This window comes from Gracilimonas mengyeensis (assembly GCF_900182705.1).
In the GTDB taxonomy this organism is placed as follows: Bacteria; Bacteroidota; Rhodothermia; order Balneolales; family Balneolaceae; genus Gracilimonas; species Gracilimonas mengyeensis.
On sequence record NZ_FXTP01000001.1, the window covers coordinates 346,647 to 373,495 of the forward strand.

The following is a 26,849-nucleotide window of genomic DNA, read 5'->3' on the forward strand; positions in this document are numbered from 1 at the left end:
ACACAATCAATGCAATCAAAATTTCTTTTTATTCTCGGATTTCTATTCCTTTTCACTGCCTGCAAAAACGATTCTCTGATTAAGCGGGGTGATACGGTTGATGTGGCATTTGAAAAAGCCATGGCTATGTATCAAAATGAAGACTACGTGGATGCAGCCGACGCTTTTGAAACGGTGACACGCGTTGGCCGGGGAACCGAATACGGACAGGAAGCTCAGTTCTATTTAGCTGAAAGTTATTTTAAAAGCCGTCAGTATTTGTTAGCGGCTTCAGAATACGACCGTTACATCAGTTACTATCCGCAAGATGAACGTCGCGTAGATGCCGAGTTTAAAGCCGCCCTTTGCTATTATCACCAGAGTCCTCGCTATAAACTAGATCAAACACCAACCCGCAATGCAATCGAGCGGTTTCAATTATTCAATAACCGCTATCCTGATTCAGAATATGTAACACAAGCAGCCAATTACATTGATGAAATGCGCAACAAGCTAGCGCACAAAACTTACGAAGGTGCTCAATTCTATATCCGGACCGAGCAATATGAAGCTGCTATTATTTACCTGAACCAGACTATCGACCGCTTCCCGGAGTCAAAATGGGCTGCACGCGCTTTGGTTGATCAGGTTGAAACCTATATCGCATATGCCGACAACAGTATTCTTAGCAAACAGCAGGAGCGGTATGAAAAAGCTATTGAAGCATACGAGAAATTCTTACAGCTATTCCCTGAAAGTGATATGAGAGCCGAAATCGAGAATCTTCACGATGAGGCCTTAAATAAGCTGCAGGATGTTGTTACCGGAGAAGAGGCTAGCCCGGAACAAAGCTAATGGCCCGTTCGGTTGGTTTATTTGGCGGTACTTTCGATCCTGTACACAACGGGCATCTTGCCATCGCCAAAGCATTTTTGGATTCGCCCCACATTGATGAATTGTGGGTGTTGCTAACGCCTTATCCGCCGCATAAGCAAAATGACCAGCAGAGCCATTACAAGATGCGCCTAAACATGCTGGAGGCTGCTTTTGCTGATTTTACCAAAGTAAAAATCAGTACCATCGAAAATGAGCTGCCCAAGCCTTCCTATACGGTGCAAACAGTTCGCTATTTGAAAAAAGAGCATCCTGAGACCACCTTTTATTTTTGTATGGGTGAAGACAGCCTGGCCCAGTTTCATACCTGGAAGCATCACGAACAGATTTTGGAAGAATGCGACCTGCTGGTAGCGCACCGGCCCGGTGAGTCTCATGATGATGTAGATCCCGATATCCTTTCCAAAGTTCACTTTGTTGATCACCAACCACTGGAAGCCGCTTCATCTGATATCCGGAAACGGAAAAGAGAGGGAATATCCATATCCGGCTATGTTCCTGAAAAAGTATTGGCAATCATTAAAAAAAATCAGTTATATAGCACGTAACATTTTTCTCCGCTAAATCCCCAATAGATGTCAAAAACCCGTAAACAATTTCTGCAACAAAGTTTGTTGGCTTTGCTTTCCGGAGCGGGGATGTTTAGAGGAACTCAGCTATTGGCGGATAAAGGCTACTCATCATCCCAAAAAATTAAGCCTAAAGCCTTACAAGCCGGCGACACCCTTGGTTTAGTCGCCCCTGCAAGCCCCATCTACCAGTCTTCGGTCTTTCAGGAAATGCTGATCAACCTTGAAGAACTGGGATTCTCACTAAAGTTAGGTGAGAGCGTTCAAAAACAGCGAGGCTACCTGGCAGGACCCGATGAAGCAAGAGCCCGGGATTTAATGGATATGTTTGAGGATGATGAAGTGGACGGCATCATGTGTATTCGCGGGGGATGGGGTAGCAACCGAATACTGCCGTTATTGGATTTTGAAATCATTAAGATGCATCCCAAAGTATTTTGCGGTTTCAGCGATATCACCTCCCTGCATATGGCTTTATATGAAAAAAGTGATCTGATCACCTTTCATGGTCCGGTAGGGAAATCCGTTTGGACGCCTACCACTACCAAAGCGTTTCAGCAGGTGATTTTTAAAGGAGAGAGTCCCGAGTTTTGTTTGCCAAAAGAAGAAAAGGATGCCTTTACTATCACTCCCGGAGTGGCTTCCGGTAAGTTATTTGGTGGAAATCTTTCCGTCTTAACCTCAATGATGGGTTCCGATTACTTGCCAACTTTCAAAGGAGCTATTCTTTTCCTGGAAGATATTGGTGAGAGTGTGTATCGCATCGATCGTATGATGACACAACTGAAACTGAATGGCATTTTGTATGAAATCTCCGGCTTCGTATTTGGTAAGTGTACGGATTGTTCGGCAGGTACCAACAGCTTGTCCATGCAGGAAATGCTAAATGACCACCTCAAACCGCTAAAGATTCCGGCCTTCTATGGCGCGTTAATCAGTCATGAGGATGACAATATCACCCTGCCGGTTGGAATACGGGCTGAGATCGATGCCGGTAAAAAATCCATTCGTCTTTTGGAGCCGGCGGTTGTATGAGCAGAGTTAAATTTCGGGATATGGGAAGGGGGAGATGTAAAAGTGGGTTGGTTTTAGTTTGCCTGCTTTTGGGCGTGTATGCACCTTCCTTAGCTCAAACCGGAATCTTGAAGGGACATGTGTATGATGCGGAGACAAATGAACCCTTAGCTTATGCCAATATCATACTGGAAGGCACCAGTAGGGGCACTTATTCTTTGGCCGATGGTTCGTATGAAATAAAGCTGGACAGCGGCCGCCATCAAATACGTTATCACTTTTTATCCTATCGTGATACTACCGTTACCGTTGATATCAAGTCTGGAGAACATACTACACAGGATATCAGTCTCTGGCCGGATATGGTGTCGATGGATGTGACAGTGAGCGCTAATCAAGCCGAAAAGAAAGTGCAGCAAATTGCCCTGAACCGGGAACAGCGTAATTCTAATCTTAAAGCCTACCGGGCCAATGTGTACAAGCTGGCCATACTCAGTAAAATCCCCGATAGTATCAGCCATGAGCAAGTTAAACCCGATGAGCTGGAACCCATGGCTTTCTCGGAAAGGACGGGCTCCATAACTTACACGGCATCACCCGAACGATATGTTGAGACCATAGATGCCAATCGTGCCAGCGATAACTTTTTCAGCGAATATGATTTTTTCTCCACCGGCGGCTCACCTCTCAACCTCAATGCCGAAGAAGTTCCGCTAAGTATCTTATCTGAAGATATCACGGTGGCAGGGCCGGTAGCATCCGATGCCGGTAGGTTTTATTATCTGCAGGATGAGCCGGCCGACAACACGTGGCCGGCAGGAACCATCAAAATAACCGTAGATCCCAAAACCGATAACCGCCCGCTCTTTGAAGGAACCATCTGGTATCAAGAGGAACAGGGAGCCATTTTGGGCATAGATGTAAAACTCAACGACTATGCCAATACCAACACCGGTACTTTCAAAATATCCAACCTCAGATACCAACAGAGTTACGCCAAGGTGGGGGATTTCTGGTTGCCCGAAACCACTGAACTCTCTGCCGTGATTGAGTTTTTGGCCTCCAAGGATCCCATCTTTTATCACGATGAGTGGAGCTGGACCGACTATCGGATCAATGACCGAAGCATTCGCAATGAACGCCTGGGATTGAACACTACGCAAATCCAGCCGGATGCCCATCAAAAAGAGGAAAGTTACTGGGACAGCCTCTCCGGGAGAAAGCATAACAGTAATGTTCAACAGCTTGAGTCAGCCAAAAACTACACCGAAGAGAATGTACTCGTTCGAACCGGAATGAGCGCCATGCGGGCTTTCTTCAGGCTTCCATACCAGCTGGAAGATTTTTATCTGACGAACATCAGTGACATCTACCACTATAATCGCGTTGAAGGACATTATCTTGGTTTGGGATTAAGAAGTCCGGTTCATCCCAATTATACTTACCGGCTTATTGGCGGGTATGGTTTTGGCAACGAATCTTACAGTTATGAAGTCAGCGGCCATCACTATCCCCGGGGCTTTTTTGCCGGACCGGAATTTGGGCTGTACAAAACTACGGTTCAGCAGTATCAAGATTACGAATACAATCGTACGCCACTCGACTTTTTTGAATTCCGGCAAACCCTGTACGCTTTATTATCAGGAACCACACAGAACAATTACTTTGAACGGGAGGGATGGAAAGCTGGCCTTCGGTTTCGATTACGCCCTGAGTCCTTCTTCCGGGTTTTGTACCTGGATGAACATCATAATTCTCTGTCTGCCACTACTAATTTTTCGTTGTTTGGGGGTGATTTGGAAGTCGATAAATTCTTAAATAACGATCCGGCACATCCCACCGAAGCCGGCCGAAACAAAGGATTGTACCTCCATCTCCACCATGATACCCGGAAGTACCAGCGTGCCCAGTTTCTGCGGGATTATAACATCCGTGAATTTGGCTGGCTGGCAGATGCGGTCTGGGAAATGGGGCTTGAAGAATGGGACAGCGACTTTGATTTTAATCGCTACCGGTTGGGTTTAAAATTCTACTGGCCGGTGTTTTCTTCCCATTTCTTCCAAACCGACATCATTCTTGGCGCTGCTGATGGCGGGACTCCAAATCAACGATTATTTACCTACAACGGCTTTGTGGTGGATGACTACGTGCGCTACCGTCCATTCGCCACCATCTCATACCGTGAGCCTATCGTTCAGCGGGTATCACAGCTTAAACTGCGATACAAATTTGGGAGTTCAGTCACCCGAAGCATTCCTATTGGTTTCATCCGCAAAAGTGGTATCCAAATTTCCACCGTATTAACGGGTGGCGTAGTGGATGACAAAGCTACACTGGAACCTTTATTGCCATACTCCGAATCCGAGGCACAAGCCGAAGTAGGAATAGCCTTCTCGAAGATACTGGGTATTTTCTATGCCGAATTTAGTAAGAAGCTCTATGGTAATTTTGGTGAGAGCTACGGCTTTACAATAATATTTTGATCACAGATTATCTTGATTTCAGGATGAAAGGATTAGACTGAATATCCGGTATCAGGCTTCTAAAAAAATAGTTCTCCTTATTATCTAAGGGTGTAGCTGGATCTTTCTTTCGCAGTTTAACCTGAGAAAACTGTTTACTGATATCCTTAAAACAATTTTTTACGGAAAGATGAGCAACAAAAACTGTTTCTTCCGTAAGGGTTTATGTTTAGGTACGATAACTACAATTAACCAAATAAAAGCTATGAACTGTAAAACCAACCGGATGCACAGGCGCATCCCGCTACTATTTCTATTCAGCCTGTTTTTAACTCAGGGTACAATGGCTTCTCCTTTTGCTTTTCAGCAAGATACTACCGAAGCCGATACCAATAAAATTGCCAAAGCTGACAATGAACTTCCCATGGAGCCCGGCCGTGTGGTAGAATTTACCACCACCGAAGGTACCTGGATGTCGCTGGATGTTAGTCCTGATGGCCAACATATTGTATTTGACCTGATGGGAGATATCTACCGAATTCCAGCCGAAGGAGGGAAGGCCGAACAACTAACCGACGGCATGGCATTTGATACCCATCCCCGCTACAGCCCGGATGGCAAATACGTTTTGTTTACTTCGGATGCTTCCGGTGAAGAGGATCTATACTATGTAAATGTTGAAGACACTTCCGAAATCACACAAATAACCAAAGGCGGCAACACTCGCTATACCAATGCTGAATGGACCCCCGACGGTGAATACGTGATTGCCTCCAAAGGTGGACTGACTCCCAAACTTTGGCTCTTTCATAAAGATGGAGGAAGCGGAACCGCACTAATTGGGGAACCGGAAGGTTTAAAAATCATTGATCCTGCCGTAAGTCCCGACGGACGTTACGTGTATTACTCACAACGACGCGGTGCATGGAATTACAATGCCCAACTGCCGCAGTACCAACTTGGACAGTACGATCGTGAAGACGGTTCAAGTTCTACCATCACTTCTCGTTACGGCTCGGCTTTCACCCCAACCGTTTCCGGCGATGGCAAATGGTTGGTGTACGGTTCCCGCTACGAAGATCAAACCGGGCTGGTGCTCCGCGATATGGAAACCGGCGATGAACGATGGTTGGCCTACCCGGTTCAGCGTGATGATCAGGAGTCCATTGCAACCATGGGCGTTCTGCCGGGCATGACTTTCACACCGGATAACAAGAAGCTTTTAACTTCCTACAACGGAAAGATTTACAGTATTGATATAGAAAGTGGAGAAGAAACCGAAATTCCTTTTGAGGTGGATGTACACCTGGAGATGGGGCCCGAAGTGTTCTTCGATTATCCTGTTAATGATGATAAGGAAATGCTGGCCACTCAAATCCGTGATGCTGTACCTTCACCGGATGGCAGTCTGCTGGCGTTTACCGTGCTGGATAAATTATACGTCCAGAAACTGCCGGATGGTGAGCCTAAGCGTCTCACCGATTCTGATTTAATTGAAGCACAACCGGCCTGGTCGCCCGATGGCGAGTGGCTGGTATATGCTACTTATGATGCCGAGGAGGGAGGCGCACTATATAAAGTGAATCCCAATGCCCGTCGTGTTCGTCCTGAAAAGATTTCAGAAACACCGGGCTTGTATAGCGAACCGGCATGGTCGTACAACAGCGATCGCATTGTAGCTCTAAAAGGCGATAATCGTTCCTATGAGCGTGCTTACGGGCCTTTTGCCTTTGGCTCTACCGAAGAACTGGTTTGGGTTGATGTGGATGGCAGTGAGGCTAATTTCATTGCTAAAAGCGAAGGCCGTGATAACCCGCATTTTGTGAAAGGCAACGATCGTATTCACTTGAACCGTGGAAATGGAACCTTGCTTTCCATACGCTGGGATGGAACTGATGAGAAGGAACATGTAAAGATTTCGGGGATTACTACAGCCGGTTTCAACAACAGAAACTATCCAAGCCCGGATGCCCTTCACCCCGATGAAAATCACGAGGCAGAAGAAAACAATCCGCCTTCTACCGCCGATAACGTAACCATGGCCCCAGAAGGTGACCAAGCACTGGCCCTCATCAACAATGATATTTATGTGGTGACTATACCAAAAGTTGGGGAAGCTCCAAGCATTTCGGTTGCAAGTCCGGCTAATGCCGCTTTTCCAGCTAAGAAACTCACAACCATCGGCGGACAGTTTCCGCATTGGTCAGATGATGCGACAAACGTACACTGGTCGATTGGCCCCGGGCATTTTATTTATGACCTGGAAGAAGCCGAAGCCTATGCGGATAGCGTAGAAGCGGCCAAGGAGGCTGAGGAAGAACAGAAGAAATCCGAAGAAAAAGCGGATGAGGACACCGAAGAGGAAGATGATTCCAAAGTTGATGCTGAAGAAACAGACGAGGAGTCACCGAATGAAGAAGAAAAAGAAGAGGATGAAGGCTACAAGCCGACCGAGCTTAACATCGAAGTGACACTGGAACGGGACATTCCCGAAGGAACCATTCTGCTACAAAATGCACGCATCATCACAATGAATGGGGATGAAGTCATTGAAAACGGTGATATCCTCATTGAAAACAATCGCATTAAAGAGGTGGGTGAAAACCTGACGGCTCCTGATGGCGCCGAAACACGCGATTTATCTGGCAAGACCGTTATTCCCGGCTTTGTGGATACCCACGCGCACTTGCGTCCCAGTTGGGGCATCCATAAGCAACGGGTTTGGGCCTATGCCGCTAATTTGGCGTATGGCGTAACCACAACCCGCGATCCCCAAACCGGAACCACCGATGTACTGACATATTCCGACATGGTAGAAACAGGTATGATGGAAGGTCCGCGCATTTATTCTACCGGCCCGGGGCTGGGATACTGGGCCTACAATATCAAAAGCCAGGAGCACGCCCGCAATGTGATGAAGCAGTACAGCAAGTACTACGACACCAAAACCATCAAAATGTACCTGGCAGGGAACCGTAAGCAGCGCCAGTGGATTTTGACGGCCGCACGCGAGCAAAACATCATGCCAACTACCGAAGGGGCTCTCGACTGGAAGCTGAACATGACGCAGTTGATTGACGGTTACCCCGGTCATGAGCACTCGTTCCCGATCTACCCGATTTACAAGGATGTGATTGAAACGACCACTGAGGCTCAAATGGCGGTTACGCCAACGCTGCTGGTTTCTTACGGTGGTCCGTGGGCCGAGAACTACTTCTATTCCCGCGAGAATCCATTTTATGATGCCAAGTTGCGCACTTTTACACCGTATGAAGAACTGGCCTCCAAATCACGACGCCGGCCCGGCTGGTTCCACGATGAGGAGCATGTGTTCAAGAAACACGCCGAATTCCAGAAAGACCTGAAAGAAGCAGGCGGACTTTCCGGTGTGGGAAGTCATGGGCAGTTACAGGGACTTGGTTTCCACTGGGAGCTGTGGTCGGTAGCTTCCGGAGGCATGGATAACCACGATGCCCTGGAAGTGGCCACCATTGACGGCGCCAAAGCAATTGGTTTGGACGGCGACCTCGGCTCCATCGAAGCCAGCAAGCTGGCCGACCTAGTGATCTTACGCGAGAATCCGCTGGAAGACCTCCGCAACACCAACACCATCGAATGGGTGATGAAAAACGGTCGCCTTTACAATGGCACTACGCTGGATCAGGTCTATCCTGATCAGGTTACCGCCGGTCCTTTTGAATGGACGAGTACCAATCCCGGAGAGATTGGCTTGCCCGGAGTAGAGTAAGTTGGTGATTGGTTAATGGTTATTTGTTGAAATGGAAAAGGCTCCCGGGTGGGAGCCTTTTATTAAAATTAAAAATATAAAGACTATTTACCTTGTCTTTTTTTCTCACGCTTATAGGCTTGTCTATAAGTGTTACGATCTTCTTTTTCTTTACTTGAATGAGTCCCACCAATGGCGGTTCCTTTTAAACCTAAGGCTCCTTTATGAGGTAAATCATATTTACCATCAGTGACATCTTCTCTTGCTTTTTGAGCGATTTCGCGTGTAGATTTTGACATAATTCAGAATTTTTAGTTAGTGATTTATGATGAAGCAGATATATATCCGGGATTTTTAATACGATTTAATGGGCTAATTATTGTAATTATAATACTTTAACTGAAAGTAGTGTATGATATTCATACATTATCAATTTTTGGTAGCATTTCAATTTTAGACTTGTTCCGTAGCTCTGCTGCGGAATGCTTTTATGAGGCTCTGCCTCAATTAATGTATTTGGTAGGCTAAAGCATATCCCTGCCTTTGAACCATGATTTAAAGGATTAGTTGGTACTCAGGATTTTGTTCTAATCCTTTAAATCCCATCCATTCTTAAATTAGTATTTAAAGGCACATAGTCTGGGTTAGCATGGAAAAGAAATTAATAGCCAAAATTGTTACTATAGTCGTAGAGTAAAAAAGCATCTTAAAATCATCGGAAGCATTATGGATTTACAGACAGAAAAAGATTTCATAAAGGCAGAATTGGATAAAGTGGATGATATACATTTGGTAAAGGCCATTAAGCATATTTTGGCTTCCGGAACGGCTAAGAATTATGAGCATTCCAAAAATCCGATGAGTAAAGAGACGTTCTATAAAAGGAATGAAATCTCCAGACAAGGAATAGAAGAGGATGCATTGATTAGTCAGGAGGAGGCTAAGCAATATTTTGTAAGAAAGAATGACCAGTAAGCCCGTCTCCATACAATGGACACCATTTGCCCTCCGGTGCCTGGATGAAATCCATGATTTCATCCAATATCAGGAGAAAGCCGTTGAGCCAGCTGACCAATTGATCAACATGTTATTTGAGAGGGTAGATCAGCTTATTGATTTTCCAGAATCTGGTCAGGAAGAACCATTGTTAAAAGAAATCGGGCAAAACAGCCGATACCTGGTAGAATTCAACTACAAGATCATTTATGAATTTGATCAAAAGCGCTCAAGAATTATTATAACCGATGTATTTCACGCCAGCCAGGATCCTGGAAAATTGAAAAGAGAGTCCAGATAACGTCCCTTTACCTGTTAGTAGCTCTGCCTTAAGTAATCCATTGGAATGCTTAAGTATATTTTGCCTCTGAACCATGATTTTCAAGATTTCCAGGATAATCAGGATTTTCTCTATTCATGTTAATCCTATCAATCCTTAAAATCATGGTTCAAAACAGATGCTCCACTAGTTTCACAAGCCCTTCACTTCGTCTTCAAATATTAGCTATTTAACCTTCAATCTTCCGCAGCTCACTGTATCTTCACTTAATTAACCAAAAGGCATCTACATGAATCCCCAAAAATCTGTATTCAACTGGAGTGGTGGTAAGGATAGCTCTATTGCACTCTATCACGCCCTAAGAAACGGGGATTATGCCATTGAGCAGCTGCTTAGCACGCTAAACCAGTCTACCGACCGGCTTTCCATGCACCGGGTTCGCCGTGCACTCATTCAACAACAGGCGCAAAGTATTGGCATTCCTTTGGAAATGGTAGATTTGCCGGCTGAGCCATCTATGAAAGCTTATAATGAAAGCATGGGAGAAGTGATGCAAGCTTTAAAAAGCGATGGATTCACGCACTCAATTTTCGGGGATATCTTCCTGGAAGACCTTCGGCAATATCGCGAGCAACAATCCCAAAAATTAGGTTTTGAAGCCGTTTTTCCAATCTGGAAAAGAGATACCGAAGAGCTCATGCAAGAATTCCTGGATCTTGATTTTAAGGCCATCACCATCTGTGTGAAAGCCGAGCTTTTGGGAAAAGAGTTTGTGGGAAGAGTGATTGATGAGGCTTTTGTTGATGATTTACCTGAAGCAGTGGACCCCTGCGGGGAAAACGGGGAATTCCATACCTTTGTCTATGATGGCCCCATGTTTGATCGCCCCATACCTTTTGAAATAGGAGAGAAGGTCTATCGGGAATACGAGGCTCCATCTTCCGAAAAAGACGAGTGCGAGCTCTCCAATGAAACCGATCCGGATAAAATTGGTTTTTGGTTTTGTGATTTGGTGCCTGAAAAATAAATTCAAAGTATTCGAGTACTATCCTATAGTTTTCTTTGCTCTATGTATTAAGCCTGATATTCAGCATGCTCCCCTTCAATCCTGAAACAAAACAGGCTGTTGTGACTTTAAGAGAGTAGAAACAAGAGCATCAATCATCACCACGAATACTATGAAAGACGATACTGGAAAGAAGATCATTATTACGGGAGCCTCGCTACTGGCGGGGTTTGCCATGAAGCAGTTTGCCACTAAAAATTGGGAAAAGATATTCGGGGAAGAGCCGCCCTCTACCAATCCTTCTAAAGAAATAGACTGGAAAAAAGTGTTATTGTGGACCGTGATAACAGGTACGGCCGTAAGTTCCAGTAAACTGGCAGCCAAACGATATCTCACCCTAAAACTTGAAGAGAAGGAGTAGGAAGTGTTCTAAAGAATTCCTATTCCAGCTTTTACTACTTTAGTTACTATCAACCCAAACCCAAACCCAAACCCAAATAAGTTTGAATTATTTTGGCTGAAAAGACCCGCTACCACTCAAAATCACGAAAATATGCCGAACTGCTCGACAGTCGGTTTACCATTCCAGGAACTGAAATACGATTCGGGATTGATCCATTGATCGGTCTTATTACCGGATATGGAGACTTGGCCGGAGCAGCGCTCTCCGTTTACTTCATGTATTTCGCCACCCGGTTGGGAGCCCAGAGTGGTGTGCTTATCCGGATGTTTGTAAATGTATTGGCTGATCTGGCTATCGGCGTTATTCCCGTTTTAGGTGATCTGTTTGATGTTGGATGGAAAGCAAATATCCGAAATGCCAAACTACTGGAGAAGCTGGAACAGAATCCCGAAAAGCTGGAAAAGCAAAGCAGTCTGTTGATGTGGCTGCTTTTTGCTGTACTGGTTGCCATCTTGATTGGAATTATCGCTCTTACCGCATGGATTATTTCTGAGGTTTGGGAAACCTTATTTGGATAAACCTTTTATATGTTTGCAGGATATTGTGATATGGTGATAAAAAACTTGTTATTTAATGTGAGTTCGAGATGAGAAATAAATTGCTCCGGTCTTCAGCCCGGTGAAAGCGAACCTCTTTTACAAAAAAACCGATGGTAAAAGATTATGCAGCCTAAGCTTTGAAGAATAGTCATGTCATTCATCCATTGGGCAAAGCTTTATTGGTCTCAGCTGAGGGGTAAAACCCCTGCAATTTCAGTGCAAGATAGTTTAGTTTTCTTGTCTTTGTTCACCATAAAGTTAAAATGTTATTTCGAACTCAGGTTAAGTAAGTCCTTCCGATATTGCTGTTTCTGATTAATTAATGCTGCTCTTGTTTTAAGGAAATGTTCAGGTTTTTTAAAATTTGGGTTAAATCACTGTGTCGCTCACGGAATTTTTCTACTACATGTTTGTGAGATACAATACTATCGGACAGTTCATTTAAATGTCCTTCAGCCGTATTGATTTCCTCCAATAATGATTGAAAAGTAGTAGCAAAAGCTGAATTACTGGCCATGCGAGAAACTTCAACCTTACCGGTTATATGGATAAAACGGAGCGTCATAAGGAAACGCTCAATAACCTTTACACCCGTCAGCAGTCCTTGCATGTATTCCGGAATCTTGATCAAACCATCACAAATGGTCTTAAGTCGAGGTTCAAACGCACTATAGAGTATTTTTTTTGCTTCCTCAGGTTTCAATTCGGCGTTATCGTATTTGTTGGAGTTGTCTTTAAGTTCTCGAATAAACTCAAGGGTCATCTCTACCTGCAATTTGGCAGAGACAATATCAAAGTTCAGGGTACCGGTGATATCACTAAATTTTTCGATAATATTCTTTAGATCCACCAAATTACTTTCCCCTAAAATAGATTGTTCACCCATTTTTTCTGCAATCACAGAAAGCGATTGGTCGGTATCTGTTAGCTTACTGGAATTGACCTGCGCATTTAAAGAAAGCCGTACTATACTTTTTGCAAGAGCAAGAATATAGCCAGAGTGTCCGGAAATAGACTCATAAACACTTTTCAGGCTTACCAGAGAACAAACCAGATTGGAGAGATAGCCATCCAGCTCGGCCAGTGTTTTAAACTCTTCCGTGGCATGCTCGTAGTTGTCATAATGATTCTTTGAGATTTGGTCCTCGCGACTTTTCATTTCTCCTTGCAGCGCATTCCACATAAAATCATCGTAACAGGCAAAACCTTCTTCTTTTAGCAGAGATAGAAGGTGTTCTTCTCCGGCTTGCATGGCTTTCTTTTTGTCACCGCCTATTTCTCGTTGTTTCTCTAACTTCAAGGTTTCTGCATAAATTTTTCTAACCTTGTCAAAAATCTGGCAGCTGGGTTTCAGCCGTATAGACAGGTATCCTGCATCACAAGGGAAGGCAAGCGCCATTACCCAATAATAGGAACCATCTTTGGCCATATTTTTCACATAAGCAGCCACCGGTTTGTTTGCCTTAAGGTGATCCCAAAAAATCTTAAACACTGATCTTGGCATATCCGGGTGACGAATAACCTTATGTAGTTGACCGAGAATCTCTTCTTCCTTGTATTTACTGATTCGGACGAATACATCGTTGGCAAATAAAATATTTGATTTCTTGTCCGTAACCGAAAAAAACAGCTCATCAAAGTTAAACCTGCTCTCCTGGTTAATAGGGGTGACCTCTGGTAAATCTTTTATCTTTGGTTGTATTTTTGTTAACTCCATATCCCTTAACAATAAGTTTTAGTATCAGTTTGTAATGATTTTATCGGGACTATCAAGCAAAATTTAAACTATGTATACCATAAGGATTTATGTTTTCGCAACTTCATAAAAACATGAAATTAGAGCTGGTAATATTTTCATAATAATACATCAGATATTTAAGTAATTATTTTTGAAGGCCTCTGTTTTGAGCATGTTATACCCATAAAAACCGTAAAACTATGCTGTGCCATTTGGGCTGTTTCAATTACTTTCTTAATCTCCATAGGTTAAAATCTACTATAAACAATCTATGAGGAACAGTTTGGCCGGTATGCAAGAAAAATTACCACGTAATCTTGGTTTATGGGGCTTATGGCTGTTAGTTGTAAATGGGTTGATAGGGGCAGGCATCTTTGGGCTGCCCAGTGGCGCCTATGCGCTGGCCGGTGAGTACAGTGTCTGGATTTATCTTGTCTGCGCTCTTCTGATCTTACCCGTAATACTGAGTTTTGCAGAATTAGGCAGTTATTTTAGAGGTACCGGAGGACCTGTTCGGTATGGTACAGAAGCATTTGGCCGGTTCATCGGTTTTCAAAGCGGATGGCTTTTTTATATTGCACGTATCATTTCTTTTTCGGCAAATTCAGTTCTGCTTACCGATAGCATTGCTTACTTCTTTGCTCCTGCAGGAGAGGGGACCGGACGACTGATTACCCTGGCTTTAATTATCGGCGGACTCACCCTCATCAATGTGTTAGGTTCCGTAGAATCCATTCGTTCTTTGGCAATATTTACCATAGTGAAATTTTCCGTACTGCTGTTTTTGGTTTTTGGCGGGTTGATATTTTTGGGAGAGCAAGTCCTTCCTGCTTTTGAGCGCGGGGTTCCACCAATGAGTGATTTAGGAGCTGCTACTTTGTTGCTTATTTATGCCTTTGTTGGCTTCGAAGGTGCCGTAGTTCCCGCAGGTGAAGCCAAACGCCCGGAACGGGATATGCCCCTTGCTTTATTATTTGGATTGGGTTCCATTGTGATTTTATATATGCTGATACAAATGGTTGCACAAGCCGCGGTACCTGATTTAGGCAGTTCAGAATCACCCTTACTTGATGCATCCGGACGGTTATTCGGTCCTGCGGGTGCCATAATCCTTATGATTGGAGTAGTTACATCTGTAACTGGCAACCTGGTGGGAAATATATTTGCTACGCCCCGGCTTACCTACGCACTCTCCATCGATAAAATGCTGCCCAAATGGTTTGGGGAGGTTCATTCCAGGTTTCAGACTCCGGCTAATTCTATTCTTTTCTTTGGGATATTTGCGTTTATTGGAGCGGCTTTAGGTTCCTTCACTGCGTTAGCTGCCATGACGGTTTTATCTCGTTTATTCCTTTATATCATCACTTGTGCAGCTGTACCCGTATTACGACCAAAATTCAGGGAACAGGAAAAGAGTTTTGTTCTAAAAGGAGGATACCTGGTGCCTGTTTTAGGAATACTGGCATGCATATGGCTGATGTTCCAGGTAAGCTTTACTTCCATTTGGATGACCGCTTTATTTATTGCCGGTGGAACGGGCTTGTATTGGCTTGGCAGTAGAAACTAAAGCCATTTGAATAAATTTAATAGAATACTAAGAGCTTAACATATGATATTATCTCTGTTGTTTTGGTCAGCTATTGCAATAGTGGCTACTCTTATTCTGTGGAAAGGCAGTGACTGGCTCGAGAAATCCAGCGAGAAGCTATCCGTATATTATGAATTACCCGATATTGTGCAAGGGGCTGTAGTAGTTGCTATTGGCTCCAGCTTTCCTGAACTGTCTACAGTGATACTATCCAGTCTGCTGCACGGAGAATTTGAATTGGGAGTAGCCGCTATAGTCGGTTCGGCCATATTCAATATTCTGGTGATATCGGCCGTGGCGGGATTGGCCACTAAGGATCATTTGGAGTCAAACCGTGACTTGGTTTATAAAGAAGCACAGTTCTATATCATCTCAGTTGCTGTGTTGATCATAACCTTTTCTTTTGCTGCAATCTTTAATCCGGTGAGTTCTGATGATGGAACCATCTTAGGAGAGATGGATCGTGTATTGGCACTGATTCCACTCGTACTATATCTCTTCTACATATTTATTCAGTACCAGGACACCATGGATTATACACCCAAGGTGGAAGCATCTAATATCAAGCCACTAAAACAATGGGGACTGTTACTGGCAAGTTTGGTGGTTATACTAATCGGGGTAGAGATGTTGGTTCAGGCAGCCATTAATTTTGGAGATCTGTTAGGAACTCCTTCTTTTCTGTGGGGGATATCGGTAGTTGCTGCCGGTACAAGCATCCCTGATATGTTTGTCAGTGTTAAAAAAGCCCGCAAGGGAGACGGAATAACCTCCTTAGCCAATGTGTTGGGTAGCAACATATTCGACTTATTGGTTTGTATTCCGCTGGGGGTGATTATTGCTGGGACTACCGTGATCAACTTCACCGTAGCAGCTCCGCTTATGGGCGCTCTTACCTTCGCTACGTTATTACTTTTCAGTTTTATGCGCACTCGCATGATTCTTGGCCGCAGAGAATCAGTTACACTTTTAGTGGTGTATGCACTCTTTTTGAGCTGGATGGCACTTGAGAATTTTGGAGTGATTGATACGATTCCATCATTTCCCGCCTGATAATCTCAATTCAAAACAGCTGCTAACCCGAAATTATCATACTATTTTGTGTGCTAAATCAGCTTAAGAATAATTTGCGCAAATTTTCTCAATACTTGCGCAAATATTTCATAATTAAGTGGAAAAAACTTCATTATATATTGATATTTCAGCTATAAAGTAATTCACGTTAATTGTCAGCCTAAAATACCTGATTCATGAAAATCACCAATCCTATTCTTCCCGGTTTTAATCCCGATCCTTCTATCCTGCGGGTAGGGGATGACTACTATATCGCCACCTCCACTTTTGAGTGGTTTCCAGGCGTTCAAATCCATCATTCCAAAGATCTCAAAAACTGGAAACTGATTGCTCATCCTTTGAATAGGACTTCCCAGCTTAATATGGCAGGAAACCCTAATTCTTGTGGAGTTTGGGCGCCGTGTCTGTCGTATCATGACGGCAAGTTCTACCTGATCTTCACCGACGTAAAAACCTTCCGCGGCCCATACAAAGATGCCCATAATTACCTGGTAACTGCGGATGAAATTACCGGCGAATGGTCGGAGCCAATTTATTTGAATTCTTCTGGCTTTGATCCGTCGATTTTCCATGATGATGACGGTAAAAAATGGCTGGTGAATATGGTTTGGGACCACCGGCAGGAGAAGCACCCTTTTGGGGGAATTTTGTTGCAGGAATTCTCAGAAGAAGAGGGCAAACTGGTAGGTCCGATTACCAATATTTACGAAGGCACCGATATTAAATTAGTAGAAGCTCCTCACCTGTATAAAAAAGATGGTTATTACTACCTGATGACGGCTGAGGGCGGCACCGTACTTCGCCACGCCGTTACCATGGCCCGGTCCAAAGAGATTACGGGGCCTTACGAGACCGATCCGAATAATCCCATGCTAACGTCTTTTAATAACCCTGAGCTGGAGCTGCAACGTGCTGGGCACGCGTCATTGGTTGAAACGCAAAACGGAGAATGGTACCTGGCTCACTTGGCCGGACGGCGCATGCCAACTCGCGGCCGATGCCCAATGGGACGAGAAACGGCCATCCAGAAAGTAGAATGGACCGAAGATGGCTGGTTGCGCCTTACCGATGGAACCAACGAGCCAAACTTAGTAGTTGAAGGGCCGGATTTACCTGAGCATCCGTGGGAAGAAGTCCCCGCTCGAGATGATTTTGACTCAGAGGTGCTGGATGTAAACTATCAGTTTCTGCGGGTTGATATTGAAGAAAGAGGCTTGCTATCACTTACTGAGCGCCCCGGTTACCTGCGCTTGAAAGGAGGGGAGTCGCTGAATTCTCATCATGCACAATCATTGGTAGTTCGCCGTCAGCAGTCCTTTTTCTATACGGCAGAAACCCAACTCGAATTTAATCCCGATACTTTCCAGCAAATGGCGGGTCTCATTTGCATGTACGACAACCGAAACCTGTATTACTTGCATGTAACCTGGCATGAAGACCTGGGCCGTTGTATCGATCTGCACAGCTTTATTGGTGGAGAATACGGTGAGCCATTAAACCAGGAACGCATTAGCATTAGCGATGAAGGTCCCGTGTATCTGCGTGCAAAAGTGGATTATGACAAGCTCCGTTTCTTCTATTCAGAAGATGGCGAAAACTGGATCTTTACCGGGCAAATTCTGGATGCCAGTACTTTATCCGATGAATTTGAAAAACCGGGCGGCGATGGACACTTTACCGGAGCATTCGTAGGCATGTGTTGCCAGGATCTTTCCGGACGTAAAAAACCGGCCGACTTCGATTATTTCGAGTACAAAAACCGAAAAGAAATGGACAAAACACCTACAAAGGCCAAAGACTACTACTATGTTGGATAATACCTGAATAGGGCATCCCAGCTATTGAATGAACTAAAGTGCCGAACCCCGGATTAATTTCCGGGGTTTTCTTTTGTATGATATAAATGATGCTCGCTTACCTTTAAGTGCCACTTAGATGATCCAGTACCTTACCGTTGGTGGTATGATACTGTCCCATTAAATCGGCTGTAAGGCAGGAATGGATAGGAAAAACTTGTAGTGATTCCCCCACCTTGATTTGCTCAAAAACCTCTTTGCTACATTGAACGATACCATGCTCTTGTGACAAGCTTTTCATGTAGGTAGCTTTGGAAAGATGTTTTAAGCGTGGTTCGCCATAGCTTAGATAATCATTTACCTGAATGCTTTCTTTGGAGAAATGAACAGCTCCGCCATGAACCAGCACCTGTTTTCGGTCTTCAAATTTCTCTACCACAGGACATTCCATATACACAGCAATCTCATTGGGCGTGCATGAGCCTATTTGAACCTGCATCCAATCGTAGAACACAAAGTTACCCGGACTAATCTGATCGGCCGGAACGAATTCATCCAACACACTGCAGGAGGGAGTATCCCCAAAGCAGAGCGGAAGATCTGGCCATTTTTTCTTAAGAGCTGTTAGCTTTTTTAATGCTTTGAGGGAGAGCTCCTTAATTTCTTCTTCAGAGCGGGTTTTATAGGTATGGCCGGCATGGCAGTAAAATCCGGCCGGATAGAAATGATCCGATTCTTCGATTTCGTTAAGGACTTCTGCAATTTTTTCTGTTTGTGATACAGGGATACCACTACGCCCGTAATCAGGATCAATCTCAATATAAAGCCCCATTTTTTCCGTAATCAGTTTGTCCAGCTTTTTCACAATTTCTGAGGAAATAACCAGGGTTTTTAAATTACACCGGGAGGCCAATCGATGATAATATGATGAGGCTAACACATTGGCAGGGAATGCAATAGTAATGTCATTCCATCCGTCTTCCACAAAATACTCAGCCATAATTGGTGAAGAAACGGTAATGGCTTTTACCCCATAGTCTTTGAACATCCTTCCAATTTTTCTTGATTGATGCGTCTTAAAATGGGGCCTGAATTCGACATCAGCCTTCTCTGCTTTGGCAGTCATTCGTTCAATATTAGTACGAACAATGTCGAGGTCAACAATCAAGGTTGGAAACGGGTGCATAGCTTTTTATGAGGTTAGAAAATCTGGTGTCTAATTTATTTATGATTGGGCAGTTTAAAAAATGTACCCAACTGAGATTCCAACACGAGGGAAAAAGTCGTCGCCGGAAAAAATGGGTGTAAAAGCTACCTTAACAGTAATGTCTTCAGAATTGGGTAAAAGCCGGTAGCCGATAGTTCCAGTAAAAGAAGGATAAGCAGGCAAGCGCAGATCAAAATCATTATCAGAAAACCCAAATATGAAACCGGCCCCCAATTCCAGCCGGTGTGTTTCATGGCCAATAAAGTAACTTGGCATGAGTAAAACCTGGAAACTTTGAGAATGTTCATCACTGTAGGTTAATGAAGATTCATCGTAATTCTGATCAGCTAAAAAAATGGGGGTTATACCTACCCTTATACCAAAATTGTTCTTTCCGATATAATCGTAATTCAGAGAAAAGTAATACGCATTCCCAAATAGCTCGGCATAAATGCTTGAAATGGGAGGTTCTCGTGGAGGTACAATTTCTTCGGGTTCCTCAAAAGTAACTTGTGCATAGGTATGGGTACTCACTCCTAAAAAAATAAATAAGATGGCGAGTATCCTGGAAAACATGGCACTAATTACTTTTTGGTATTTAATCGTTTACGGAGAATTCTAATGCGTTCTTGCTCGCTTAAATCATCTTCAAAATCAAATAACGCTTGTTCCCAGGAGCCATAAACAGGATTGGGCAGCACAAACCAGCGGCGACCGAAATACTGCGTGTATTCGCTAACCAGTTCATCCCTTTTTTTTTGGGTGATATCTTTGGCCGGTAAAAAATCATTCAGATCATCTCCAAACAACATGACTACCCGGTAATTTTCTTCTATAATACGGCGTCGCTGAATTTTTGAGGAATTCCATCCCGGTTCTTCTCCATTTAGCATGATGTTATCCAGCGTGTCAGAGACGGGAAAGCCTTCTTTAATAAGATTTCGGCGGGTCGCATCTTCTACTTCGTAATCACGATTGCTTATATAAAAGATGGTAACTCCCTGTTCTGCGGCATATTGAGTGAATTGGGCCGCTCCCGGCACACCTTCAGCTTTGGCCTCATTGCACCAGGCATTCCAGTCCTCACTGTTAAAAGACTTATCCTGCTTGATCATGCGCGCCTGAAACGGGGAGTTATCAAGCACGGTTTCGTCAATGTCCAGAATAACTGCAGGAGGGAGGCTGGCAATTTCGTCATCGTTCTCCGATTGGTTGATGGAAGCGGTCCAAAAAGAATCCTCTATTGTTAGGGGAAGCACACGAGAGGCACTTCCGTACGCCTGATAGGCTAAAGCTTCATATTCAGCAGCATTTTGAACCCATAAAGTAGCTTGTGTAGTGGGATTATCAGGGGCTTGTAATTCTTTGCTTGAACTGCAGGCTGAGGCTGCGATTAGAAGTAATGCACATAAAAAAGTAGGATATCTCATTATAAAATTGCTTGCTGAATTAAACTTTGAACGTAAAGATAGGAAATCACAACCACAGCTAAAGAAATTTTATAATAAGAAGATGTTATTCCCGGATTAAAACCTGTATTTTTACCCGTATATGAGTTCAACAAAACCAAAAGTAATAGGTCGGTCTGAATTGGTTGATCTGCCGGAGTGGGATTTCCAGGAACTGGAAGCTAAGGTGGATACCGGGGCCTACACCTCAAGTTTACACTGTCATCACATTGAACCTTTTGAAAAAGAAGGCCAGAAATGGGTCCGCTTTTACCTGCTGGATCCTGATCATGAGGCATACAACGATCAAATGCTGGAAATGCCATTGTCAGACCAGCGAAAAGTAAAAAGTTCAAACGGGGTAAGTCAGTTACGGTACTTTGTAAAAACCAGCATCCGTATGTTTGAACGAAATTATTCAATTGAGTTGTCTTTGGCCGACCGTTCTGCTATGAAATATCCGCTTTTATTGGGGAGAAAATTTTTAACAAAACGGCATTTCCTGGTTGATGTTACTCAGACAAATCTATCACTTAGCAAAAAGACGAGGTAGTCTTAAAAATGAAAATTGGAATTCTTTCCAGAAACACCAATCTCTATTCAACCCAACGGCTTGTTGAGGCAGCAGAAAAACGAGGGCATGATGTAGAAGTTATTGACCACCTGAAATGTGACATCGTTATAGAGCAAGACAATCCTAAAATTTATTATAAAAGCAAGCGTATTGATTACCTTGATGCCATCATTCCGCGTATTGGCGCATCTGTAACTTTTTATGGAGCTGCTGTGGTACGTCAGTTTGAAATGATGGATGTATTCAGTGCCGTGCATTCACAGGCTTTGGTTCGATCCAGAGATAAACTGCGCAGCTTGCAGTTATTGGCCAGCTCCGGTGTGGGGCTACCTAAAACCGTGTTTACCAACTACTCTAAGGAGGTAAAAAAGCTCATTGAATCGGTAGGCGGCGCCCCTTTAATTGTGAAGCTTTTAGAAGGCACTCAGGGACATGGTGTGGTGCTGGGGCCTACAAAGAAAGCTGCTGAATCCATTATTGAAGCTTTTCATGCTATGAAAACGCGTGTTATCGTACAGGAGTTTATCCCGGAATCCAAGGGAGCCGACATCCGCGCATTTGTAGTAGATGGTAAAGTAGTGGGAGCCATGAAGCGACAGGGTAAAGAGGGCGAATTCCGTTCTAATCTTCATCAGGGAGGTACCAGCGAGCTCATAAAATTATCACCAAAAGAAAAGCAGGCTGCGTTGACTGCTGCACAAGCCATGGATTTACAGATTGCCGGTGTAGATATGCTGCAATCAGACCGTGGACCGTTGATCCTGGAAGTAAATTCTTCGCCCGGACTTGAGGGCATTGAAAAGACCACCAAGAAAGATATTGGAGATAAGATTATCGCTTTTATCGAAAAGGGTGTTGAAGAGCGCCGTAAGAATCCAGCTCGCCGAAAGAAAGCAAAGAAGCATGCCTGAGTTTATCACTATAAACAAGCAGAAAATTGGCTTGGGTGAGCAGCGCACGGTGAACCTGAACATAGCCCGCCTGCCAACCTACACCAGCATCGACTTGCCGGTTTTGGTATATCGTGCCCATGAAGATGGTCCGGTTTTGTTACTTACGGGTGGGTTACACGGAGATGAAGTCAACGGCGTTGAAATTGTTCGCCGCTTGATTGAGCGAGAAACAGTGATACCCCAAAAGGGATCTGTCATTGCTATTCCCATTGTGAATATCTACGGATTTATTCAAAACGTAAGGGGATTACCGGATGGTAAAGATATCAACCGGAGTTTTCCCGGCAGCAAGAGTGGCTCACTGGCCAGTTTGCTGGCATATACCTTGATGAACGAGATTATCCCGGAAATAGATTTTGGTATTGATTTCCATACCGGGGGCGCCGACCGTGCCAACTATCCGCAAATTCGTTGCTCTTTTGAATCTGAAAAGGCCAAAGAACTTGCAGAGGCTTTTCAAGCTCCCGTAATGCTACATTCCGGGCTCATTTCTAAATCATTTAGAAGCGCGGTACATAAAAAAGGCAAAGAAATACTGGTATACGAAACAGGTGAGTCGCTCAGGTATGATGAATATGGGATCGAAGAAGGAATCAAAGGCACCAAACGTTTAATGCATTCTTTAGGCATGTTAGATGAAGGAGCTACCGCAAAAACTACCAAGGTGTTTAATAGTTCAACCTGGATTCGTACTAAAAATGCAGGCTTGTTCATTACCAAATGTAAACTGGGAGAAGAATTTAATAAACGTCAGGTTTTGGGGTCAATCAAAGATCCTTACGGTGATTTAAATTCCAGGATTACCGCACCTAAGGATGGTATGATTATCGGCATAAATAATTGCCCCGTAGTAAATAAGGGCGATGCCCTCATTCATTTTGCATTCAATAAATAACACAAATTAACTTAAGTAAATACATTGGATTTCGATTTATTATTTATGGCGGTAACGCCGTCTGATTGGAAAAAACTATCAGAATCCGGAACTATAAGTCCCGGTAAACTTGACGACAATTCATATCTCAGGGCATTCCAGGGTAAGGATGCAGAAGAGATCATAAACAAACATTTTGAAGGAGAAGATTCAGTGATGTTACTGGTGCTTGATCCGCTGCGCATCCAATCTCCCTTAAAACAAACTAAGGAAGCAGATTATCCAATCGTAGCTATTCAAGGAGATATCTCAATAGATACCGTCATTGATAAAATCCGCCTTAAAAATAACAAGGAAGGTAAGTTTTCGGTACATGTAAAACACTTCGATTGAGCCGGAAATCCACATACTGCTTTATCATTAATGGGGCATCGAATGCAGAACGTGCAGTTGATGCCTTTAGGAAATATGAAGCCGAAATAATTAAAGAAGTGCCTGATGCTCACATTGTATATGTGAAGAAGGGAGAATCCATTAAGGAGCAGGCCAGGGAAATGGCTCAAAAGTTTTCTCATATCATTGCTTGTGGAGGAGATGGAACCGTGCACCTGGTGGCGAATGGTATGATGGATTCCGAAGCAGTTCTGGGAGTAATTCCAATTGGCAGTGGAAATGATTTTGCCCGGCAATTGGGGTTAAATGGGTCTGTAAAACAAGCAATTGAGACCCTGTTTACCGGAAAGCTTAAAACTGTTGATGTGATACAGTTTGATGATAATTATGTGTTAAATACTCTGGGCTTTGGAGTAGATGGACTCACAAACTATTACGCAAACCGAAGCAAATTGAAAACCGGTGCACTTCGTTACTTTCACGGTGGACTAAAAGCCCTCTTCCGTGCTCGTCCTTTTGAAATCGCTTTGGAATTTGATGAGATGGATACAGTCATCCATCAAAGAAGCTGGATGGTAACTCTGGCCAATGGCAACAGAGAAGGCGGGCGTTATGTGATTTCACCACGTTCAAGAAATGATGACGGCATATTAGAAGTACTGGTAGTTAAGGATATAGCCAAATGGAGGCTATTCTACGAGTTCATCAAATTGTCGGTGGGCATAGCTTTTAACCCTGATGTTGTGGATACATATTCAATCCAAACGGGAGGCGCTTTAAAAAGTTCAAGACGGGTTAAAACACACGCTGACGGGGAGCAGATAGCAGCAAAAAACATCTGCACTTTTCACTTATTAAAAAGCAAAATATCCGTTATTTGCGTATCTTAAATCAGAGAGCATAAACGCCAATATGGCGCTCTGCTATTTTTCATATAACTTCAAAAAAGGAGGTTGTTATGAAAGGAGTAGCAATACTTATCTCACGTGCAAGTGCCTGGAAGAGCAGTTATAGAATACGATTGGAACTGGGTCTGATTCTCACATTGCTTATCATGATTACGGGCTCTAAAATCCAGATACAACCGGTTAAAAACACCACCATATATACTCCCGATAACCAAGAAGTGGTTGAAGTAAGAGAGATTGTACAAACAAAACAAGAGCTAAAAGCTCCGCCGCCGCCACGCCCGGTAGTTCCTGTGGAAGTTCCGAATGATGAAATCATTGAAAATGAAGTTATTGATCTTGATGCGGAACTTAACATTGAAGAAATACCTCTGAAGATGCCGCCGCCTCCACCTAAACAAGAAGAACCCGAGGAAGAAGAACAAGAGATTTTTGTAGTGGTTGAACAGATGCCTGAATTGATTGGTGGGCTTGCATCCATACAAAAGCACATAGAATACCCGGAAATGGCCCGTAAAGCCGGTATTGAAGGCCGGGTAGTGGTTGAATTTGTTATAGATACCACGGGATACGTTACTAATCCGATAATTATCCGAGGAATTGGCGGAGGATGTGATGAAGCTGCACTCCAAGCTGTCAAAAAAGCCCGGTTCAAACCTGGAAAACAGCGAGGAATACCTGTAATGGTTCGCTATAGCTTGCCTATCTCATTTTCACTTAGCAAACATAATCGCTGAAAGAAGTAATATTCATGAAAAAGGAGGAATGTTTTTGGATCTCCTTTTTCATGTTTTGCTGTGACAAAAAGTTGAGTTACTAGATTTTAAAAAAGCCCTTCCAACTTTTTGCGCTATTCTGCGTACCCGCATATCGTTCTGAAATTAAAAAAATCAGAAAAATGAGCTTTAACGTCCGTAAAAAGCGTTTTTCTTGGCATTTTGGATAATCCCTCAAAAAAGCTAAAACCATAAAAGCGCTTCATTAAATCTTCACGGACAGCGAGTATCATTAAACAACTTCTAAAAACTAACGGAGGTTCTTATGCGAGGTCCGGTTAAAATTGTTAAACGAAACAAGGATCTGAAACAAGGCTACTTATTACGACTTGAACTAGGATTCATCTTATCACTGCTTATCTTCATAGCAGGCACTAAAATCACTATTCAATCTTCCGAAAAAGGAGACGATCTTATAGTTGACAAACAGGAAGAAGTGTATGTGGAAGAAATTGTACAAACCAAGCAGGAGTTACAAGCACCGCCACCACCACGGCCGGTTGTTCCTGTAGAGGTACCCAATGACGAAATCATTGAGGATGAAATTATTGATCTTGACTCTGAGCTCAATATGAATGAAATAGCTATAGATGTTCCTCCGCCACCACCATCTAATGATGAGGAAGAAGAGGAAAGCGAAATATTTGTAGTGGTTGAACAGATGCCTGAATTAATTGGCGGGCTTCCTTCTATTCAAAAGTATATTGAGTATCCTGAAATGGCCCGAAAAGCCGGTATTGAAGGACGAGTTGTCGTTCAGTTCGTTATCGATACAGATGGAAATGTTCAAGATCCCGTGGTTATCCGCGGAATTGGCGGTGGATGTGATGAAGAAGCACTGAAAGCCGTTAAGAAAGCAAAATTTGTTCCCGGAAGACAACGGGGCAAACCTGTAATGGTTCGTTACAGTTTACCAATCTCATTTTCACTGCAAAACAGCTGAACGTGAAGGTTTATTTTTAGCATAATGAAAAGTCCCGGTAGCAATATCGGGACTTTTTTTATTTACGAAATTTTTGAGGTCCATATTTCGCTTCTAAGGCGCTAAAAAGATCAAATGGTCGAGAAGTATCAGGAGGGATCGTCTATTTTTTGAATTGACGTTTTAAGTTCCTCAAAACTAATTGGCTTAATAAGGTAATCGGAATAGTTAGTAGCGTTGGCCCGTTCACGATTGGTAGCATCAGAATTTCCGGTAATGTAGATTACAGTAGTATCGATTGATTTACTACGGATATTTTCTACCACGGTGATGCCGTCGATATCATCTTCAAGCATAATGTCCATCAAAACCAGGTCTGGTTCCAGTTCAACAATTTTCTCAATGGCTTCAGCACCTTTGGTCACAATCATTAAAACTTCCAAACCAAGCCTTTCGATCATCTTGGATAATAAAAGAGACAACACCTTGTCGTCTTCAACAATAAGAACTCGCATAGATTATATATAGATATTTTATTCGGCCCGTAAACTATTTAATTCTTGGATAAAGAGATAGGGCTTTGTTTGATTTATTATAATAACACACAAAATGTCCTATAATTTATATTATGTAAAATATAATTAATCTTAAAGAGGCTGATTAGCTCAG

At 43.4% G+C, this 26,849-nt stretch carries 26 protein-coding genes; 20 read left to right on the plus strand and 6 right to left on the minus strand.

Annotation, left to right across the window (positions count from 1 at the left end; all coding sequences use genetic code 11):
* Positions 1 to 9: 9 nt before the first annotated feature.
* The 5 genes from FN815_RS01390 (at position 10) to FN815_RS01410 (ending at position 8,666) form a co-directional block, all read left to right on the plus strand.
* Complete coding sequence (locus FN815_RS01390; protein ID WP_246075094.1) at positions 10 to 834, plus strand: outer membrane protein assembly factor BamD; 825 nt, start codon at positions 10 to 12, stop codon at positions 832 to 834.
* Complete coding sequence (gene nadD, locus FN815_RS01395) at positions 834 to 1,421, plus strand: nicotinate (nicotinamide) nucleotide adenylyltransferase (protein ID WP_142452802.1); 588 nt, start codon at positions 834 to 836, stop codon at positions 1,419 to 1,421. Before FN815_RS01390 ends, nadD begins: the two co-directional genes overlap by 1 nt.
* A gap of 27 nt (positions 1,422 to 1,448) precedes the next feature.
* A complete protein-coding gene (locus FN815_RS01400; protein ID WP_142452803.1) occupies positions 1,449 to 2,477 on the plus strand; it encodes a S66 peptidase family protein in 1,029 nt (342 codons plus the stop codon).
* A complete protein-coding gene (locus FN815_RS01405) occupies positions 2,474 to 4,939 on the plus strand; it encodes a DUF5686 and carboxypeptidase-like regulatory domain-containing protein (RefSeq protein WP_142452804.1) in 2,466 nt (821 codons plus the stop codon). Before FN815_RS01400 ends, FN815_RS01405 begins: the two co-directional genes overlap by 4 nt.
* A 244-nt stretch (positions 4,940 to 5,183) precedes the next feature.
* Positions 5,184 to 8,666, plus strand: a complete 3,483-nt coding sequence (locus FN815_RS01410; RefSeq protein WP_246075096.1) for an amidohydrolase family protein — start codon at positions 5,184 to 5,186, stop codon at positions 8,664 to 8,666.
* 83 nt (positions 8,667 to 8,749) lie between these two features.
* On the opposite strand, the gene FN815_RS01415 is transcribed toward FN815_RS01410, so the two are convergent.
* Positions 8,750 to 8,944 (minus strand): hypothetical protein, encoded by a 195-nt coding sequence (locus tag FN815_RS01415; RefSeq protein ID WP_142452805.1) that lies wholly within the window; start codon positions 8,942 to 8,944, stop codon positions 8,750 to 8,752.
* A 427-nt stretch (positions 8,945 to 9,371) separates the two neighbouring features.
* Here FN815_RS01415 and FN815_RS01420 point away from each other — a divergent pair, with 427 nt between their 5' ends.
* The 5 genes from FN815_RS01420 to FN815_RS01440 all read left to right on the plus strand — a co-directional run bounded on the left by FN815_RS01420 (position 9,372) and on the right by FN815_RS01440 (position 11,908).
* Entirely contained in the window at positions 9,372 to 9,620 is a 249-nt protein-coding gene (locus tag FN815_RS01420; protein WP_142452806.1) for a hypothetical protein, read from the plus strand.
* Positions 9,610 to 9,942 carry a type II toxin-antitoxin system RelE/ParE family toxin gene (locus FN815_RS01425; protein WP_142452807.1) on the plus strand — a complete coding sequence of 111 codons (333 nt, stop codon included), beginning with the start codon at positions 9,610 to 9,612 and terminating at the stop codon, positions 9,940 to 9,942. Before FN815_RS01420 ends, FN815_RS01425 begins: the two co-directional genes overlap by 11 nt.
* A gap of 268 nt (positions 9,943 to 10,210) precedes the next feature.
* A complete protein-coding gene (locus FN815_RS01430) occupies positions 10,211 to 10,948 on the plus strand; it encodes a Dph6-related ATP pyrophosphatase (protein WP_142452808.1) in 738 nt (245 codons plus the stop codon).
* A gap of 151 nt (positions 10,949 to 11,099) precedes the next feature.
* Entirely contained in the window at positions 11,100 to 11,348 is a 249-nt protein-coding gene (locus FN815_RS01435; RefSeq protein WP_142452809.1) for a DUF4235 domain-containing protein, read from the plus strand.
* 92 nt (positions 11,349 to 11,440) lie between these two features.
* On the plus strand, positions 11,441 to 11,908 hold the full coding sequence (locus tag FN815_RS01440; protein ID WP_185957131.1) for a DUF4112 domain-containing protein: 468 nt from the start codon (positions 11,441 to 11,443) through the stop codon (positions 11,906 to 11,908).
* Positions 11,909 to 12,248: 340 nt separating this feature from the next.
* On the opposite strand, the gene FN815_RS01445 is transcribed toward FN815_RS01440, so the two are convergent.
* Entirely contained in the window at positions 12,249 to 13,646 is a 1,398-nt protein-coding gene (locus FN815_RS01445) for a PAS domain-containing protein (RefSeq protein ID WP_142452811.1), read from the minus strand.
* A 313-nt stretch (positions 13,647 to 13,959) separates the two neighbouring features.
* On the opposite strand from FN815_RS01445, the gene FN815_RS01450 reads away from it, so the two are divergent.
* From FN815_RS01450 to FN815_RS01460, 3 genes are all read left to right on the plus strand, one after another.
* Positions 13,960 to 15,234 carry an APC family permease gene (locus FN815_RS01450; RefSeq protein WP_246075098.1) on the plus strand — a complete coding sequence of 425 codons (1,275 nt, stop codon included), beginning with the start codon at positions 13,960 to 13,962 and terminating at the stop codon, positions 15,232 to 15,234.
* A 42-nt stretch (positions 15,235 to 15,276) separates the two neighbouring features.
* On the plus strand, positions 15,277 to 16,308 hold the full coding sequence (locus FN815_RS01455; RefSeq protein ID WP_142452813.1) for a sodium:calcium antiporter: 1,032 nt from the start codon (positions 15,277 to 15,279) through the stop codon (positions 16,306 to 16,308).
* 197 nt (positions 16,309 to 16,505) lie between these two features.
* Positions 16,506 to 18,146 carry a glycoside hydrolase family 43 protein gene (locus FN815_RS01460; RefSeq protein WP_142452814.1) on the plus strand — a complete coding sequence of 547 codons (1,641 nt, stop codon included), beginning with the start codon at positions 16,506 to 16,508 and terminating at the stop codon, positions 18,144 to 18,146.
* Positions 18,147 to 18,249: 103 nt separating this feature from the next.
* On the opposite strand, the gene FN815_RS01465 is transcribed toward FN815_RS01460, so the two are convergent.
* From FN815_RS01465 to FN815_RS01475, 3 genes are read right to left on the minus strand one after another with little or no spacing between them, the layout of a single operon-like run.
* Positions 18,250 to 19,311: an alanine racemase gene (locus tag FN815_RS01465; protein WP_142452815.1), complete on the minus strand. Its 1,062-nt coding sequence runs from the start codon at positions 19,309 to 19,311 to the stop codon at positions 18,250 to 18,252.
* 54 nt (positions 19,312 to 19,365) lie between these two features.
* The gene (locus FN815_RS01470; protein ID WP_142452816.1) at positions 19,366 to 19,908 is read right to left on the minus strand and encodes a hypothetical protein; all 543 of its coding nucleotides are present in this window, start codon (positions 19,906 to 19,908) and stop codon (positions 19,366 to 19,368) included.
* Between the two features lie 8 nt (positions 19,909 to 19,916).
* Positions 19,917 to 20,762 carry a 5'-nucleotidase, lipoprotein e(P4) family gene (locus FN815_RS01475; RefSeq protein WP_142452817.1) on the minus strand — a complete coding sequence of 282 codons (846 nt, stop codon included), beginning with the start codon at positions 20,760 to 20,762 and terminating at the stop codon, positions 19,917 to 19,919.
* A gap of 121 nt (positions 20,763 to 20,883) precedes the next feature.
* Here FN815_RS01475 and FN815_RS01480 point away from each other — a divergent pair, with 121 nt between their 5' ends.
* From FN815_RS01480 to FN815_RS01510, 7 genes are all read left to right on the plus strand, one after another.
* The gene (locus tag FN815_RS01480) at positions 20,884 to 21,333 is read left to right on the plus strand and encodes an ATP-dependent zinc protease family protein (protein ID WP_142452818.1); all 450 of its coding nucleotides are present in this window, start codon (positions 20,884 to 20,886) and stop codon (positions 21,331 to 21,333) included.
* A gap of 8 nt (positions 21,334 to 21,341) precedes the next feature.
* Positions 21,342 to 22,265: a 30S ribosomal protein S6--L-glutamate ligase gene (gene rimK / locus FN815_RS01485; RefSeq protein WP_142452819.1), complete on the plus strand. Its 924-nt coding sequence runs from the start codon at positions 21,342 to 21,344 to the stop codon at positions 22,263 to 22,265.
* Positions 22,258 to 23,202, plus strand: coding sequence for a succinylglutamate desuccinylase/aspartoacylase family protein (locus FN815_RS01490; protein ID WP_142452820.1), 945 nt, complete (start codon positions 22,258 to 22,260; stop codon positions 23,200 to 23,202). The genes rimK and FN815_RS01490 overlap by 8 nt, the downstream gene beginning before the upstream one ends.
* A gap of 24 nt (positions 23,203 to 23,226) precedes the next feature.
* Positions 23,227 to 23,574: a DUF952 domain-containing protein gene (locus tag FN815_RS01495; RefSeq protein ID WP_142452821.1), complete on the plus strand. Its 348-nt coding sequence runs from the start codon at positions 23,227 to 23,229 to the stop codon at positions 23,572 to 23,574.
* Positions 23,571 to 24,464 (plus strand): diacylglycerol/lipid kinase family protein, encoded by an 894-nt coding sequence (locus tag FN815_RS01500; protein WP_142452822.1) that lies wholly within the window; start codon positions 23,571 to 23,573, stop codon positions 24,462 to 24,464. Before FN815_RS01495 ends, FN815_RS01500 begins: the two co-directional genes overlap by 4 nt.
* Before the next feature lie 68 nt (positions 24,465 to 24,532).
* Positions 24,533 to 25,219 (plus strand): energy transducer TonB, encoded by a 687-nt coding sequence (locus FN815_RS01505; protein ID WP_142452823.1) that lies wholly within the window; start codon positions 24,533 to 24,535, stop codon positions 25,217 to 25,219.
* 304 nt (positions 25,220 to 25,523) lie between these two features.
* A complete protein-coding gene (locus tag FN815_RS01510; RefSeq protein WP_142452824.1) occupies positions 25,524 to 26,201 on the plus strand; it encodes an energy transducer TonB in 678 nt (225 codons plus the stop codon).
* A 128-nt stretch (positions 26,202 to 26,329) separates the two neighbouring features.
* On the opposite strand, the gene FN815_RS01515 is transcribed toward FN815_RS01510, so the two are convergent.
* Positions 26,330 to 26,695, minus strand: a complete 366-nt coding sequence (locus FN815_RS01515; RefSeq protein WP_142452825.1) for a response regulator — start codon at positions 26,693 to 26,695, stop codon at positions 26,330 to 26,332.
* Positions 26,696 to 26,849 lie beyond the last annotated feature (154 nt).

Coding starts and splice junctions, on each gene's coding strand:
- FN815_RS01390 (WP_246075094.1), top strand. CDS start 10: ATGCAATCAAAATTTCTTTTTATTCTCGGATTTCTATTCCTTTTCACT.
- nadD (WP_142452802.1), top strand. CDS start 834: ATGGCCCGTTCGGTTGGTTTATTTGGCGGTACTTTCGATCCTGTACAC.
- FN815_RS01400 (WP_142452803.1), top strand. CDS start 1,449: ATGTCAAAAACCCGTAAACAATTTCTGCAACAAAGTTTGTTGGCTTTG.
- FN815_RS01405 (WP_142452804.1), top strand. CDS start 2,474: ATGAGCAGAGTTAAATTTCGGGATATGGGAAGGGGGAGATGTAAAAGT.
- FN815_RS01410 (WP_246075096.1), top strand. CDS start 5,184: ATGAACTGTAAAACCAACCGGATGCACAGGCGCATCCCGCTACTATTT.
- FN815_RS01415 (WP_142452805.1), bottom strand. CDS start 8,944: ATGTCAAAATCTACACGCGAAATCGCTCAAAAAGCAAGAGAAGATGTC.
- FN815_RS01420 (WP_142452806.1), top strand. CDS start 9,372: ATGGATTTACAGACAGAAAAAGATTTCATAAAGGCAGAATTGGATAAA.
- FN815_RS01425 (WP_142452807.1), top strand. CDS start 9,610: ATGACCAGTAAGCCCGTCTCCATACAATGGACACCATTTGCCCTCCGG.
- FN815_RS01430 (WP_142452808.1), top strand. CDS start 10,211: ATGAATCCCCAAAAATCTGTATTCAACTGGAGTGGTGGTAAGGATAGC.
- FN815_RS01435 (WP_142452809.1), top strand. CDS start 11,100: ATGAAAGACGATACTGGAAAGAAGATCATTATTACGGGAGCCTCGCTA.
- FN815_RS01445 (WP_142452811.1), bottom strand. CDS start 13,646: ATGGAGTTAACAAAAATACAACCAAAGATAAAAGATTTACCAGAGGTC.
- FN815_RS01450 (WP_246075098.1), top strand. CDS start 13,960: ATGCAAGAAAAATTACCACGTAATCTTGGTTTATGGGGCTTATGGCTG.
- FN815_RS01455 (WP_142452813.1), top strand. CDS start 15,277: ATGATATTATCTCTGTTGTTTTGGTCAGCTATTGCAATAGTGGCTACT.
- FN815_RS01460 (WP_142452814.1), top strand. CDS start 16,506: ATGAAAATCACCAATCCTATTCTTCCCGGTTTTAATCCCGATCCTTCT.
- FN815_RS01465 (WP_142452815.1), bottom strand. CDS start 19,311: ATGCACCCGTTTCCAACCTTGATTGTTGACCTCGACATTGTTCGTACT.
- FN815_RS01470 (WP_142452816.1), bottom strand. CDS start 19,908: ATGTTTTCCAGGATACTCGCCATCTTATTTATTTTTTTAGGAGTGAGT.
- FN815_RS01475 (WP_142452817.1), bottom strand. CDS start 20,762: ATGAGATATCCTACTTTTTTATGTGCATTACTTCTAATCGCAGCCTCA.
- FN815_RS01480 (WP_142452818.1), top strand. CDS start 20,884: ATGAGTTCAACAAAACCAAAAGTAATAGGTCGGTCTGAATTGGTTGAT.
- rimK (WP_142452819.1), top strand. CDS start 21,342: ATGAAAATTGGAATTCTTTCCAGAAACACCAATCTCTATTCAACCCAA.
- FN815_RS01490 (WP_142452820.1), top strand. CDS start 22,258: ATGCCTGAGTTTATCACTATAAACAAGCAGAAAATTGGCTTGGGTGAG.
- FN815_RS01505 (WP_142452823.1), top strand. CDS start 24,533: ATGAAAGGAGTAGCAATACTTATCTCACGTGCAAGTGCCTGGAAGAGC.
- FN815_RS01510 (WP_142452824.1), top strand. CDS start 25,524: ATGCGAGGTCCGGTTAAAATTGTTAAACGAAACAAGGATCTGAAACAA.
- FN815_RS01515 (WP_142452825.1), bottom strand. CDS start 26,695: ATGCGAGTTCTTATTGTTGAAGACGACAAGGTGTTGTCTCTTTTATTA.